General features: G+C 59.9%; 14 protein-coding genes, 2 tRNA genes and 1 pseudogene. 9 read left to right on the top strand and 8 right to left on the bottom strand.

The features are described 5' to 3' along the window. Positions 1-123: 123 nt before the first annotated feature. Positions 124-627: a hypothetical protein gene (locus BLU35_RS06540; RefSeq protein WP_093232444.1), complete on the top strand. Its 504-nt coding sequence runs from the start codon at positions 124-126 to the stop codon at positions 625-627. A 179-nt stretch (positions 628-806) separates the two neighbouring features. Here the strand turns inward: BLU35_RS06540 and BLU35_RS36030 are convergent, their stop codons facing one another. Beyond that, entirely contained in the window at positions 807-1136 is a 330-nt protein-coding gene (locus BLU35_RS36030) for a hypothetical protein (protein WP_057255887.1), read from the bottom strand. A 198-nt stretch (positions 1137-1334) separates the two neighbouring features. Here BLU35_RS36030 and BLU35_RS06530 point away from each other — a divergent pair, with 198 nt between their 5' ends. From BLU35_RS06530 to BLU35_RS06520, 3 genes are all read left to right on the top strand, one after another. Then, complete coding sequence (locus BLU35_RS06530) at positions 1335-1577, top strand: hypothetical protein (protein ID WP_057255885.1); 243 nt, start codon at positions 1335-1337, stop codon at positions 1575-1577. Between the two features lie 205 nt (positions 1578-1782). Further along, positions 1783-2037 carry a YMGG-like glycine zipper-containing protein gene (locus BLU35_RS06525; RefSeq protein ID WP_057255883.1) on the top strand — a complete coding sequence of 85 codons (255 nt, stop codon included), beginning with the start codon at positions 1783-1785 and terminating at the stop codon, positions 2035-2037. 303 nt (positions 2038-2340) lie between these two features. Further along, complete coding sequence (locus BLU35_RS06520) at positions 2341-2604, top strand: hypothetical protein (protein ID WP_057255881.1); 264 nt, start codon at positions 2341-2343, stop codon at positions 2602-2604. Between the two features lie 161 nt (positions 2605-2765). On the opposite strand, the gene BLU35_RS06515 is transcribed toward BLU35_RS06520, so the two are convergent. After that, positions 2766-3746 carry a GlxA family transcriptional regulator gene (locus BLU35_RS06515; protein ID WP_093232443.1) on the bottom strand — a complete coding sequence of 327 codons (981 nt, stop codon included), beginning with the start codon at positions 3744-3746 and terminating at the stop codon, positions 2766-2768. 457 nt (positions 3747-4203) lie between these two features. Here BLU35_RS06515 and BLU35_RS06510 point away from each other — a divergent pair. Beyond that, positions 4204-5017: pseudogene (locus BLU35_RS06510) on the top strand (alpha/beta hydrolase). Between the two features lie 64 nt (positions 5018-5081). Here BLU35_RS06510 and BLU35_RS06505 read toward each other — a convergent pair. The 3 genes from BLU35_RS06505 to BLU35_RS06495 all read right to left on the bottom strand — a co-directional run bounded on the left by BLU35_RS06505 (position 5082) and on the right by BLU35_RS06495 (position 5828). Then, positions 5082-5158 (bottom strand) — tRNA-Arg (locus BLU35_RS06505). A gap of 36 nt (positions 5159-5194) precedes the next feature. After that, positions 5195-5500: an ETC complex I subunit gene (locus BLU35_RS06500; protein ID WP_034791376.1), complete on the bottom strand. Its 306-nt coding sequence runs from the start codon at positions 5498-5500 to the stop codon at positions 5195-5197. A gap of 251 nt (positions 5501-5751) precedes the next feature. Next, positions 5752-5828: transfer RNA gene (locus BLU35_RS06495), tRNA-Pro, on the bottom strand. 243 nt (positions 5829-6071) lie between these two features. Between BLU35_RS06495 and BLU35_RS06490 the strand changes: the two genes are divergently transcribed. Together BLU35_RS06490 and BLU35_RS06485 are read left to right on the top strand one after the other, a co-directional pair. Beyond that, positions 6072-7256 (top strand): GGDEF domain-containing protein, encoded by a 1185-nt coding sequence (locus BLU35_RS06490; protein ID WP_093232442.1) that lies wholly within the window; start codon positions 6072-6074, stop codon positions 7254-7256. A 490-nt stretch (positions 7257-7746) separates the two neighbouring features. Next, on the top strand, positions 7747-8388 hold the full coding sequence (locus BLU35_RS06485) for a DUF1062 domain-containing protein (RefSeq protein ID WP_058328147.1): 642 nt from the start codon (positions 7747-7749) through the stop codon (positions 8386-8388). A 57-nt stretch (positions 8389-8445) separates the two neighbouring features. Here the strand turns inward: BLU35_RS06485 and BLU35_RS06480 are convergent, their stop codons facing one another. The 3 genes from BLU35_RS06480 to BLU35_RS06470 all read right to left on the bottom strand — a co-directional run bounded on the left by BLU35_RS06480 (position 8446) and on the right by BLU35_RS06470 (position 10336). Continuing rightward, positions 8446-9093 (bottom strand): outer membrane protein, encoded by a 648-nt coding sequence (locus tag BLU35_RS06480; protein ID WP_093232441.1) that lies wholly within the window; start codon positions 9091-9093, stop codon positions 8446-8448. 185 nt (positions 9094-9278) lie between these two features. Beyond that, positions 9279-9758 (bottom strand): DUF192 domain-containing protein, encoded by a 480-nt coding sequence (locus tag BLU35_RS06475; RefSeq protein ID WP_058328145.1) that lies wholly within the window; start codon positions 9756-9758, stop codon positions 9279-9281. Further along, on the bottom strand, positions 9758-10336 hold the full coding sequence (locus tag BLU35_RS06470; protein WP_043623636.1) for a cold-shock protein: 579 nt from the start codon (positions 10334-10336) through the stop codon (positions 9758-9760). Before BLU35_RS06470 ends, BLU35_RS06475 begins: the two co-directional genes overlap by 1 nt. A gap of 196 nt (positions 10337-10532) precedes the next feature. Between BLU35_RS06470 and BLU35_RS06465 the strand changes: the two genes are divergently transcribed. Further along, positions 10533-10973 (top strand): VOC family protein, encoded by a 441-nt coding sequence (locus tag BLU35_RS06465; RefSeq protein ID WP_057255868.1) that lies wholly within the window; start codon positions 10533-10535, stop codon positions 10971-10973. Positions 10974-11367: 394 nt separating this feature from the next. Continuing rightward, positions 11368-12702, top strand: coding sequence for a YcbK family protein (locus tag BLU35_RS06460; protein ID WP_058328144.1), 1335 nt, complete (start codon positions 11368-11370; stop codon positions 12700-12702). Positions 12703-12905: the final 203 nt, after the last annotated feature.

The raw sequence follows: 12905 nt of genomic DNA, 5'->3' as shown, positions 1-12905 counted from the left end.
GCAACTTCCGTCTAGTTGCATTGCCGCAGTGTCGGCTCATAATCGCCCCATCGCCGGGCGTAGATGAGGGCCTCGGCGGCTGGAAGATCATCACGCTTTCGCCCCAGTATAGGAGGTCGCGCGATGTCTCCGACGACCAATTCGAAGATGCTTCTCCCCCACGAAATCGACCAGATAGACCAGATTTTTAAGGACGTCCTGCGTGGGCTCGGCCTGTCGCGGAATAGTGAGGCCGCAGAGGCGATCGCAAGCCGCATTATCAATTGCTACCAAGGCGGCGTTCGTGAGAGCGGCGCTCTGAAACACATGATCGGATTCTACAAATCCGCTGCGTTGGATCCGAACGCGGACACTCTTCGGCAGGGCAACCAAGAGGTCTCGATGGAGGAGATTGCGGGAGGCCTAAACAGCCGGATAACCCCGGACGAACTAGACATGCTTCAACGGACGTTCGACCGGGTGTGCATCTGGTGCAGTATCCCGCGTCATGGAAAACGCGCCGATTTACTGGCCCGGTACATCACCGATCAATTCCGCGAGGGACTGACCGACGAGGCTGCACTGTTCGGCGACGCCATGTGGCGGGAGCAGAATTCCGAGGCCGCTCGATATCGCCCGGATGCCTAGCTCCGTTTCGGGATATCACACTGGACTTAAGTTCAAGATCACCAGCAGGCTATCTGATCTGCAATAATGTGAGGCGCATTGGCAGCTTACATTGTGCATTCTCGCCACTATGAGGGGGTCATGCCCGAGCGCAAGCCGACGACCTCATCGACCTGCTGAATGTCCTCGCGCGATTCCCGCTAAAAATCGAAGTAGACCGTAACGCCGGATCGACGCTGGTAGCGGTAATAGTCGCGGTAGCCATAGTAGCCGCGGTCACGGTAGCCACCATAGTAACCGTAATGGCGGGGGTAGCACCTGCCATAGTAACCGCAGGCGTACCGCCTATCCCACCGACGATCCCACCGGCGATCCGCGCGCCAATGACGATGACTCCGGTGCTTAACCAGTTCGACAGTGTCCGTCTGCACTTGGACGGGTTTCGGCGCGAAAATCGGAGCGGCGCTTAGCGGCAACGCGAAAGACGCAGCCAAGCCAATCGCTGCGAAGGCGGATAAGAGCTTTTTCATCGTAACTCCTCCTATCTGCCAATTACTGTGGGCTGATCAGCCTGAACCTCCGATGAACAATGGACCCCGCACGGGCCGAGTGGTCTGGCACCATCGGAGCCGTCCCCGCGAGCGGTATGGCGGCGGCGCAGGCGTGCAGTTCCGGAACTTCCTGTCGAATCGACAGTTCCTTCCCTGACCACCACAAGGAGAAACATCGTGGCGAAAGATCTGAAAGCGGGCTTCACCGGAAAACCCATCGAACCACCTACAGGCGCCCGCAAGGTCGCAAAGACAGCCGCCGACGCCGTGAGCCGTGAGGCAAACGCCGCGGCGGTCGGGGCCGCAGATCACCCGTACACTGCAGCCGGACTAGCGCTTGCCGTCGGCTTGCTTGCGTTTGCGATTGGGTACGTCATGGGCCGATCGTCGGTCGCCAGCGGGCAAAGCTACTGGCGATAGTTGCCCCTGCGCTTAGATGGTCTACCGCCGGCTGGTGGACCGCCGACTGTGGGCCTCGAGCGAGCAATGCCTGACCGTCAGAGATTCCTTGCTCCCAGCAAAACACCACTATCGACAATTGCGCGCGTTGCGTAGATGCTTAAGCTCGCGCTGAGGATGCAGAGTGGTGAACTCCCAGGTTGATTTGTAGCAAAGGGGTGAAAGCATGAAAAAGCTTATCATTGCGATTGGAATGATTGGTACGCTTGCGTCCTGCACGCAGACCGAGAAAGGGACGGCGATTGGCGCTGGCACCGGTGCCATCATCGGGGGCGCCGTGAGCGATAGCTGGGGCGGCGCGGCAATCGGCGCTGTCGCCGGCGGCGTCATAGGCAACCTGATCGGTCGTTCGCAAGAGCGCGCCGGCTATTGCATCTATCGTGATCGCTACGGTCGGCGATACGAAGCACGCTGCCGATAACAGCAACATTCGGAGCGGACGGGGTGTCAATTTCGACGCTCCGTAGCTTCGAACCTGGCCAGGGGGGCCTTCCCATCGCCAACAACCTGGCCGCCACGCGTAACTGGCATGGGGCGGTCGGGCCGTGTTTTGGATGGGGCCAAGCCGGCAGCAGCTTCTCGGTGCCATCGACAAGCCGCCATCGGGACGGGACATCCCGCTAAGTACAAGATGACGGTGACGGCTGGCATCGCTGCACGCCGGAGCAACGATAACTGCCGAACAGCATGAGACGTCCTTTATCAAGCGTGTTAGACTGTAGAAATGACTGACGAAGAGCAGACGTACGAGTATTCAGAATTTTCCGGCCAGTTCAGTGACGACGGCGTCGTCGTCGAATTGCGCATTTATCGGCCAGCGGGCTCGAATCTCGATTGGGTCCTCGAGGTTATCGATGAGGAAGGTTTTTCCACCACGTGGGAGGAACCTTTCCCCACCGATCGCGAAGCCTTTGAGGAGTTCATTGCGACCGTCCGGCGAGACGGCATCCAGGCGTTTACCGACGAACCGCCGCAGACGGTTCACTGACCCCTAATCCTGATCTGAACATCTGAGATGTCTACAGCGCCGCGCGTCTTATCAGACGCGCAAAGGTCGCTGTAGCACTTTGAATTGCTGCATGTTTTTGTCCTTTAATCGGGTACGATTAAAGGAAACATGCAGTAGGCGCGTTTGGCGTTCGCCAACGCCTAAGCCGCAGCCGCTCGCCGCGCCGAACGCATTTTCAGGGGGCTCATGCCGTATTCGCGGCTATAGGCACGCGAGAAAGCCGACAGGCTGTCGAAGCCGCATCGGAGTGCGATCTCGCGGATCGGGCTGCCGGAATCGCGAACCAGACGGTGTGCGACCTGAAGGCGAAGGCGCAGATAGTAAGCGCCGGGACTGGTCGACAGTCCCCGCGCAAAAAGCAACTCCAGCTTGCGCTGCGAAATCGACAGCCGCTTCGTTAAAGCCGCGATCGTCAACGGACGCTCGAGGGTGCGTTCCATCAGCCGAATCGCTTCGGCAAGTTCCGGATCGCGCGTCTCGATCCGCCCGAGCGAAACGAACGGCTGAACATCGGTCGCGTTGTGCGTCTGGTCGTAGACGAAGATGCTGGCGACATCGAGCGCAAGCGCCGAACCCAGCCTCTGCGTAATCCAGTGCAGCATCATGTCGAAGGTCGGCGATGCGCCGCCCGATGTCCAGAACTTGCCGTCGGCGACGAAGCGGTCGCCAAGCACGGTCAAGGCAGGAAAGGCCTGGCTGAAGTCTTCGAGTTCTTCCCAGTGGGCAGTCGCCCGCCGGCCATTCAGCAGGCCGGTTCGCCCGAGCAGCCAGCAGCCTGACTCGATACCGGCGACGATGTCGAAATGCCGGGAGGACTCCTGCAGGATCCCGATGAATTTTTTTCCCACATGCCTTTCGAGATTGAAACCGCCGATTACCAGCAGCGCGTCGCCGGCGAGCGGCTGGGCAAACGTGCCATCGACCACGATCGGCACGCCGCAGGTCAACATCACCGGCTTTCCATCCGCCGAAAGCAGCCGCCAGCGAAATACATCGCGACCGGAGATGCGGTTGGCAGCGCGCATCGGATCCAGCACCGAGGCAAGCGACATGATCGACGACTCCGGCAGGATGACGACAGAAACTTCGATCACAGATTGTGGACGTCCATCGGAAGGCATGCGGGAAATGTCAATTTTTGAGCGATAAATGTCAATTCCGGAAATGGCGTTCGGGCATTATCAGTCCGTATCGATCTCCCTACGCGCGGCACTGCAGCCCCGCGCAGAGACGTTCCCCTTTCCGCCTTTTGCCGGAACGGGCCGGTTGGAGCCATCCACCGGCCCGTTTTTTTATGTGCCATCACAAAAGGAAGGGCCGCAGGCAGCCGCATCCATTATCGGCCAGGCTCACCTGGTTCAGTCTTCATGCGGACGTCAAGGATCGGTACGGCGTGAGCAAAATACAGACTAATTACAACTTCTACCGGATGTTAGCGAACATATCCGCCACTGGCTCCGGACGTTTCGCACCATCCGCTGACACTGCAGTACTCAGCATCAATATTTTCGGATATTTCGATCGATGTCGTTTTTTTTTGACGGAGACTCTTCTCTCCCTGTAGCTGGATGTGGCGTCATGAGCATCACAAGATTTCTACTCATCTTGCCGCTGGTGGCGGTGCTGACCTATCTCGTTCTTCTCGGCTTCATCTATTTTTCGCAGCGCACCCTTCTCTATCCCGGGGCCGACGCCACTGCCGCACCGAACCCAGCGAGTTGGGGTGAGAACGTCTCCGTCAAAACACCGGATGGTGAGACGCTGCACGGGCTTTATAGTCAAGCGTAAGCCCGACAAACCCGGTGTGCTGCTCTTTTTCGGGAATGGAGATCTAACAGACAACTATGGGTTTCTCGCACAGGCATTGGCTGCGCGGGACATTGGATTGCTTGCGATTTCCTATCGCGGCTATCCGGGATCGACCGGCTCACCAGGCGAGGACGGTTTGCTGACCGACGGCATCGCGGCGTTCGACTGGCTGGCGCACCGCACCAAAGGGGGCATCGTCGTGCTCGGCCGCTCGCTCGGCACTGGCGTCGCGGTGAACACGGCGGCACAAAGGCCAGTCTCCGGCGTGATCCTGATCTCCCCATATCTGTCGGTTCTGTCGGTCGCCGAAGCGCGCTATCCGTTCCTGCCGGTCACGCTCCTCATCAAGGATCCCTTCCGCTCCGACCTCAAAATAGCGGCGGTGACGCAACCAAAGCTTTTCATTCACGGACGGTTGGACGACAGCATTCCCCTGTCGTCGGGCGAAGCGCTCTATCGCATCGCACCTGAACCCAAGCAGATGCAGATCGACGAGCGCGCCGGCCACAACGACATCTGGAACGACAATACGGTAAGCGAGGTTATTCACTTCGTGGAGGCGTTGAAGCGGAACGCCACATAGGCCGCCCTGCGCACCTCGTGACAGGATCCACAATTTCTATCGAAGAAACAGATCGTTAGAAACTTGGCGACCCCTGCAGGATTCGAACCTGCGACAACCTGCTTAGAAGGCAGGTGCTCTATCCAACTGAGCTAAGGGGCCATCCCGGGCTTTGCCCGTCGAATGCGACCGGAGGACTTAGTGGGTCCAGGGCTGCATCCGGTTGAAACGGAAGTTGTCCGGATATGACACGCTCTTTCGCGTCGCTTCCTTCGGCGCGATCACGCGGTATTCGATGCCGTTGCGCTCCGCATAAGCGATGGCCTGCTCGGCGTTTTCGAAGGTCAGCCGCAGTTGCTGTTTCATGTCGCCGGAGCTGGTGTAGCCCATGATCGGGTCGATCGTGCGCGGCTTTTCCTGATCAAACTCCAGCACCCACAGATTCGTCTTGGCCTTGCCAGACTGCATGGCGGTCTTTGCTGGACGATAGATCTTTGCGGACATGGTTTCGAACGGCTCCATACTTTCGCTGGCAACATTCACGGGCGCCAGCATTCCGTCTTCCCATAACGCAGAATGATTTAAAACGGAATGACTTTTGGCCGGATAAATTCGGCTTTTCCGTTAAACGATCGCGCGGGATACAGGTTTCGCTGACACGTCCGTGTAGTCGCCGTTCAACAAGTGCCCAAAATGCAATATCTGACGAGTGAAAAGACGCAGGGAGATCAGTAACGCCACCTTCGGCGTTACGATGGTCGGAGTGGAGAGATTCGAACTCCCGACCCTCTGGTCCCAAACCAGATGCGCTACCAGACTGCGCTACACTCCGTGCCAACGGCGCCGGAGATACACGCTTCGCCCTTGGCCTGCAACATGTAATTTCGTTGACGTCCACACTGATAAAACCTGCATTCGTCCCGCGCATTGCCCTCGGCTGGCAGAAATGTCCCGAAATGGGACAAACGTGTGTGTTTATCATTCGAGTTTAGTAATCGCTAAATCCATTGCCGCTAGAGCCAAGGGTGCACAACCGCACCGCGCCAGCCTCCCAAGCCCGCCCGAGCATCATCCCATGAACACCCAACTCGATCTCACCACCGTTCTGCTGCTTCACAAATCGTCATTCCTCGTCGGCGCGTTCTGCTTTCTTTATGCCCGCTGGCAATCGCCGCGGGATGAAGGTCTCGGAATTCTCGCGAGCGGCTTCTTCTTCCTGGCTCTTGCGTCGACGCTCGCCGGCTACGGCGAACAGCAGCTGCTGCCGGCCTATCTGTGGACGCTTTCGAGCTTCACGCTCGGGATCGGCGGTTATGCGCTGTTCTGGATCGGTGTGCGCCGCTTGAGCGCTGGCCGGCGACGCAAGGCGGACTGGCTGGCACTTTCGATACCGGCCGCGGGCGCAGCAATCGGTCTGGCCACGCATTTCCATGTGGTCAACTACGTCCGCGCCAGTGTCTTCAATGCCACCGCCTTTGCTTTTCTGGCGGCCGCCGCCCTTGCCGTCATCTCCGATCGCAACAGGGAGCCGCTGCCGGTACGCGCGCTGTTTGCGGCGGCCATGGCCATCGGCGCCAGCCTCTGCCTTGCCGTGGTGATCGGTCTTGTGAAGCCGGGCATCATACCGATCACCACCACCTACGCCTTCTTCCTCTCGATCATCTGCCACTTCGCGATCGCCCTTTTCGCGCTAGTCCTCGTCAAGGAGAGGGCCGAAGCCGAGCTCAGGTGTTCGGCCGACACCGATGCCTTGACCGGCGCGCGCAACCGACGCTGGTTTCTCACGCAACTGCCTGGATCAAACTGGCATGGCGACTGCCTCATCGTCATGGATCTGGACTTCTTCAAGCGCATCAACGATCGCTATGGCCACCAAGCCGGCGACCAGGCGCTGATCGCCTTTGCCGATCTGATGAGGAAGAACCTCAGAAAGGGCGATTGCTTCGCCCGCCTTGGCGGGGAAGAGTTCGGCCTCTACCTGCCGCAGACCAGCGAAGCGCAGGCGCTTGTCATCGCCGAGCGCCTGCGTCGCGCCGTCGAAGAACTCGTGGTGATCGGCAACGAGCAACGCATAGCGCTCAGTGTCAGCATGGGCCTCGCAGCCGGCGGCGACGAAGGTTCGTGGGAGGACCTGTTCAACAGGGCAGACGCGGCGCTCTACGAGGCCAAGCGCAGCGGTCGCAACCGCGTCACGTCATTTTCCGCAGCGACTGCACCTGCTTCATTGTCAATGGAGCTGAGTTTCGGCCGCGTCGGCTGAGGAGGAACGGCTACGCCGTCCAAAAAAGAAGCGGCCGTCCTAATGCAGAGGCCGCTCCAGATTGGAGGTGTAATGCCTCATACTACTCCTACTGAGCGAAATTGCCTGTGGCCAAATTTCACCTATTCCGAGCAAAAAGCCACCATGGCGCGTGGGCGTGAACACTCCGCACTTTGCGCGGCACACGTCGAGGTATAGAACAGGCCAGCAGCCACAATCGCGCTGTCTCGCCTGGAGTTTCCCTTTGCCTTTGTAAAATCCGGTCTCGCTAGTTTCACCCCGTACGCCCGATAGCGCCCGACGCTATCGGTGTGATATTTCACGCGTTCGTTGAGGTGACGGTTCGAGACCGGAATGGCATTGCCGATCTCAAGCCCGGTGCAACACCACCAGGCGGAACCATCACCTACAAACGCTGCCAGACCGCGTCCCCGGAACGGGTACTCAAACCGTCGTCTCGATGGACTTCCTATTGGAAGAACCAGACGACATGTCTCACACATTGACGGTCCTGTGGACCATTGAACCACAAGCCGCGCCGCGCCCCTGGCTCGCCTGCAGCCGCTGCCGCGGCGCGCGCCCATTCGAATGCAGCGGCAAGACGCGGCTGAACGCCAACGGCCGGCGGCTGGATGCCTGGCTGATCTATCGCTGCGCCGACTGTGACGACACCTGGAATCGCCCGATCTTCGAGCGGCAGTATGTCCGCGACATCGCGCCCGATACGCTCGACGCGCTTCAGAATAACGACCCGGGCTGGATTCGCCGGGTCTCGTTCGACGTCGAGGGTCTTCGCCGAAGCACCGACAGGATCGAAGAATTCGCCGATTGCCATGTGACAAGGCGCGTCGTCGCTCCACCGCGGGACGTCTGTACCCATCTTGAGATCGTCCTTGAGGTGCCGTTGGCAGTCAGTATGCGGGCGGATCGCCTGCTGTCGGCGGAACTCGGCCTGTCGCGCAACAGGCTCGTCCGGCTTGAGGAAGCAGGACGGCTTACGCTGCTGTCCGGCTCACGCAAGGCGTTGCAACGGCCCATCCGCGACGGTCTGCGCGTGGCTCTCGATCTTTCGGACGAAGGCGATCGAGGCGAAATCGCCGATCGCGCGGGGGGAATATTGCAGCCTGCATGAACGAATCAAGGAAGCGCCAGTGACACGCCGGCGCTTCCTTCATCTAGGCCATATAGGTCAGAATTTTACACCGACGCCGATGGTGAACTGCTGCTGATCGAGATCGACGTTGACGCCGCCGATGTCCTTGTCGCCATAGTCGTTGTAGCGATACTCGGCGCGGCCGAAGACGTTGTCGGTGAACGAATAATCCACACCGGCGCCGATCGTCCAACCGTTGAAGGTCTCTTTCTCCTTCGGCGCTCCGGGCACGTCGACGAAGCCGCGGGTGACCGCCCAGCCACCTGCCCCGTAAAGCAGCGCTTTGTCATTCAGCACATAGCCGACACGTCCGCGTATCGCGCCGGAGACATCGGTGCCGACTTCGGCGGAGGTTCCGCCAACATCGAAGCTCTTGTCATTCCAGTTGTAGTTGACGTCGCCCTCGATGCCGTAGACCCAATCACCCTGCTGATAGTTGAACCCGGCAAAGGCACCGAGCAAGCCGCCATTGAAATCTTCTGAACCGCTGCCGCCGGGCGCGCTGAAATCGCCATTCAGCCAGCCGCCCCCGCCCTGAAGACCGACATACCCGCCGGTCCATACGAAAACGGGCGGCGTTTCCACAACCGGCGCCGGCTCCAGCGCCGGCGTCAGGTCTGCCGCCATCATGTTTTGCGTGAACGCAGCGGCCGCCACGATCGCAACAAGCACACTCCGGACCATCACAGATGCCTCCTGTCGTCTTCGGCAGAACATTAGCAACTTATTAAGTTGAAGTCTGCCCAAAAGGCTTTGCAGTCATCATCGAAAGGATCGATTCGTCTCGGTACAGGTGATTTAGGCGCTGATCCCCAAACTACAAGGCCAACGGATACCAGCTGTCGATTTGTGAGCATCTCCCCCGGCGATCATCGCCCCGGGATTCGAGCGCCTTCAAGACGATCTCCGGCCCGAACATCGAGCCGCTTGACGGTACCGGCATTGAGCTCGAGAACGAAGGCGACCGGCTCGCCGGAATCAATGATCGCTTCGGAAAATGGGACGGCGTCCTGGCGGATCGTCCGCACGACGCCCTTGTTGTCGATGAACAGCATGTCGAGCGGAAGATAGGTGTTCTTCATCCACATCATCACGCGGCGTGTTTCGCCGAAATCGAACAACATGCCGTGATCGGGCGCCATCGACCGGCGGAACATCAGCCCCTGCTCGCGCTGGTCGGGATCGACCGCAAGTTCGACTGTCAGTTCGTGCACCTTCCTGTCGGCGGTCACAATCCGCATCTTGTCCTTCGTGAACTCCACCTCGGCCAACGCGGCAGCGGTAAAGACGAACAACAAAAAAAGCGCCACCAGGGCGCTTTTTCCGGAAAGATCTCGTGCCGCGAGCATCAGTGCGACCGGCTCGTCGGCGACGGGCCGTCCGGATGGATTTCGGCGGCCATCAGGCCCTTTTCGCCATCGCCGAAGCGCACAAGGACAACCTGTCCGGGACGAAGCTCCGTGAGGCCGAAGCGCCGCAGGGTCTCCATATGGACGAAGATGTCCTCGGTCCCCTCGCCGCGCGTCAGGAAGCCGAAGCCCTTGGTGCGGTTGAACCACTTGACCAGGACCCGTTCGAGGCCGCTGGTCGGCGTCACCTGCACATGGGTGCGCACCGGCGGAAGCTGAGACGGATGCACGGCGGTCGACTGATCCATCGACAGGATGCGGAACGCCTGGTAGCCGCGATCGCGCTTCTGGATGAGAGCCACGACGCGCGCGCCCTCGAGAACCGTCTGGTAACCGTCGCGCCTCAGACAGGTCACGTGGACCAGCACGTCCTGCATGCCGTTGTCAGGCACGATGAACCCGAAGCCCTTGGCGACGTCGAACCATTTGATCACGCCCGTGATTTCGATGAGGTCGAGAGCGTCACTGCCAAAGTCGTCACCATGCATGACGTCTTTTGAAGATGTCCTATCCGCCATTCTCTCCCAGCCCCTCGTTTACGCGCGACTACCGATACGGTTAACTGATTCTTATTGACCAGAATAACATCGTCCCGCCGCGGATACGCAAGACCCTCGGCATATTTTGGCCGAGATCTAATATGCGGACGCAGCCTTGCCTCTGGCTTGCTGGCGGCTCAGTATACGCCATCTTCTGCAAAACAGGGACATTGCAATGCGCTATCTGCACACGATGGTTCGCGTCAAGAATTTGGACGAGGCCTTGAACTTCTACTGCACGCTTTTCGGCCTGACCGAAATCCGCCGTTACGAGAACGAGAAGGGCCGCTTCACGCTCGTTTTCCTCGCCGCTCCAGGCGACATCGATCGCGCACGCGGAGAACTCTCGCCCTGCCTCGAACTCACCTACAACTGGGATACGGAAGATTACACCGGCGGGCGCAATTTCGGTCACCTCGCCTATGAGGTCGACGATATCTACGGCTTCTGCCAGCACCTGATGGACAATGGCGTGACCATCAACCGCCCGCCGCGCGATGGCCATATGGCCTTCGTACGTTCCCCAGATGGCATTTCGATCGAAATCCTGCAGAAGGGCGAGAACCGTCCGGCGCAGGAGCCCTGGGCTTCGATGGCCAATACCGGTGCATGGTAAGCCCCGCGCAATTCTGACTGGCGAGGATGCCCCTATGCGGCCGGTCATACCGGCTGGCATGGCCGAGTCGCCGATCAGCAGCAGCTATGAATGATCCAAGGCCCGGTCGATCCGGGCCTTTGCATGTGTACAACATGCGGGCTCAAGGTTAGCGCCGGTTTACAAATCGCGTGTCGTTGAGTATTTTTTCGCGCGAAACGTTGATGCCGGGTCCTATCCGCGATGTCTCGTGGCGGCGACCCCCTTTGTACTTGGCCTGATCTTTTCCCGTGGCGTTCTTTCGGACCGCCGCGAGAAACATGAGTTTGTTTGTTCTGAGCGATGTTTCGGAACTGAGACTTAATGCATGACAAGGCGAATTCGCCGATCATGCACGGAGAGCGGGGATAGGACGTTGCAACATCCGGATACGAAGGGCGCAGTGCTCGCTGCCATTGCGCGGGCGGCAGCTTTATCCGTTTCACTCCTGGCCCTCAGCGGTTGCGTGTCGGCCGTTGCCGACAACGACGTCACCGCCGGGTTGGGCCTTGAGGGACAGACAGCGACCCAGGCGGCCGAATCGGCCGAGCAAGGCACGGTCCGGGATGCGCAGGTGGCCGCGCTCGGCAGCGATCCACAGGCGCAACAGACCGCAACGACGCAGGATTCCGGGCAAGCCCAGTCCCTGACGATGCAGAACACAGGCCTGCGTGCCGCTTCTTCCAGCATCTACGGACAGGCAGCGGCGACGCAGGGCATGCCGAATACCCAGCCGCAGGCCAATGGAACTGTGCCGCTGCCGGCGGGCCAGCCCGCCATGAACGCAACTACTAACAGTTTGTTCAGCGGCACCCAGCGACAGCCTCAGCCCATCATGACGCCGCAACAGGGTGCCGCGAACGAGGCCACCGCTCAGCCGGCAGACACGGCGGTCGCAGCCTACGCTCCCGCTCCGGCGGCGGACGCCCTTCCCGCGGCCGTCCCCGTACCGCTCAGCGCCGAAGCGGCCGCCGGCGGCGAAAAATCGGCTGCACCTCAGGCCGTGGCCAATGCAGAGGTTGCGCCAGCCGCGGCGGAAGTGGCGATCGCGGAACCGATGCAGGCGACCGCGGAGGCAAAGGAAAGCGACGGCGACAAGGAAGCGCCGAAAACCTGGACACTCGCAACGCTCTTTGCCGGGAAGCGCAAGGAGAAGCAGCAGGAAGCACTGCGCGCTGTGCAACCGGCGGAAAAAAAGACGATTACCACCAGCAACGCGAGCCAGCCGCAGACGGCCTCCCTCGCCTATACGCTCCCGGGCGTCAAACTGACTTCGCTCTATAATTTCGAGCACGAGGAACATCTCGGCGACGACGACGACGGCGCGCCGGTTCAGGTCGCATCTCTTTCGGGCCTGGCACGGCTGGCCCCGAGCGGACTGATCCTGCAGACCGAGAAGGTTGATGCCGGCTGCTTCAAGCCTGAACTCATGCAGATGCTGAAGAAGGTGGAAACGCATTACGGCAAGCAGGTCATGGTCACCTCCGGCCTCAGGCCGATCAAGGTCAACCGCGCCAAGCAGTCGCTGCATACCCGCTGCGAGGCTGCAGACATCCAAGTCCAAGGCGTCAGCAAGTGGGATCTTGCCGAATTCCTGCGCAGCGTTCCCGGCCGCGGCGGCGTCGGCACCTATTGCCATACGGAGTCGGTCCACATCGACATCGGCGCACAGCGGGATTGGAACTGGCGCTGCCGGCGCGGCAAGGGCTGAAGCCAACCGCTTGTTTCCATGGATTATTCCAAGGAATCTCCCCTTCGGCTCGCGACTGTGGAATTTTTACAGAAATATGAAGATTGCCGCTTGCGGTTCTCAAATCCTCTGGCTATAAGGCGCCCACACAGCGAGTGCGCCCTTCGTCTATCGGTTAGGACACCAGATTTTCATTCTGGGAAGAGGGGTTCGACTCCCCTAGG

It is taken from the genome of Sinorhizobium sp. NFACC03 (assembly GCF_900103435.1).
Classification (GTDB): domain Bacteria; phylum Pseudomonadota; class Alphaproteobacteria; order Rhizobiales; family Rhizobiaceae; genus Ensifer.
The sequence above is the reverse complement of the archived record's forward strand: the minus strand, read 5'-3'. Positions and strand labels throughout refer to the sequence as shown.

Excerpts from the sequence above, each read along its gene's own strand:
- BLU35_RS06540 (WP_093232444.1), top strand. The coding sequence starts at position 124 with ATGTCTCCGACGACCAATTCGAAGATGCTTCTCCCCCACGAAATCGAC.
- BLU35_RS36030 (WP_057255887.1), bottom strand. The coding sequence starts at position 1,136 with ATGAAAAAGCTCTTATCCGCCTTCGCAGCGATTGGCTTGGCTGCGTCT.
- BLU35_RS06525 (WP_057255883.1), top strand. The coding sequence starts at position 1,783 with ATGAAAAAGCTTATCATTGCGATTGGAATGATTGGTACGCTTGCGTCC.
- BLU35_RS06520 (WP_057255881.1), top strand. The coding sequence starts at position 2,341 with ATGACTGACGAAGAGCAGACGTACGAGTATTCAGAATTTTCCGGCCAG.
- BLU35_RS06515 (WP_093232443.1), bottom strand. The coding sequence starts at position 3,746 with ATGCCTTCCGATGGACGTCCACAATCTGTGATCGAAGTTTCTGTCGTC.
- BLU35_RS06500 (WP_034791376.1), bottom strand. The coding sequence starts at position 5,500 with ATGTCCGCAAAGATCTATCGTCCAGCAAAGACCGCCATGCAGTCTGGC.
- BLU35_RS06490 (WP_093232442.1), top strand. The coding sequence starts at position 6,072 with ATGAACACCCAACTCGATCTCACCACCGTTCTGCTGCTTCACAAATCG.
- BLU35_RS06485 (WP_058328147.1), top strand. The coding sequence starts at position 7,747 with ATGTCTCACACATTGACGGTCCTGTGGACCATTGAACCACAAGCCGCG.
- BLU35_RS06480 (WP_093232441.1), bottom strand. The coding sequence starts at position 9,093 with ATGGTCCGGAGTGTGCTTGTTGCGATCGTGGCGGCCGCTGCGTTCACG.
- BLU35_RS06475 (WP_058328145.1), bottom strand. The coding sequence starts at position 9,758 with ATGCTCGCGGCACGAGATCTTTCCGGAAAAAGCGCCCTGGTGGCGCTT.
- BLU35_RS06470 (WP_043623636.1), bottom strand. The coding sequence starts at position 10,336 with ATGGCGGATAGGACATCTTCAAAAGACGTCATGCATGGTGACGACTTT.
- BLU35_RS06465 (WP_057255868.1), top strand. The coding sequence starts at position 10,533 with ATGCGCTATCTGCACACGATGGTTCGCGTCAAGAATTTGGACGAGGCC.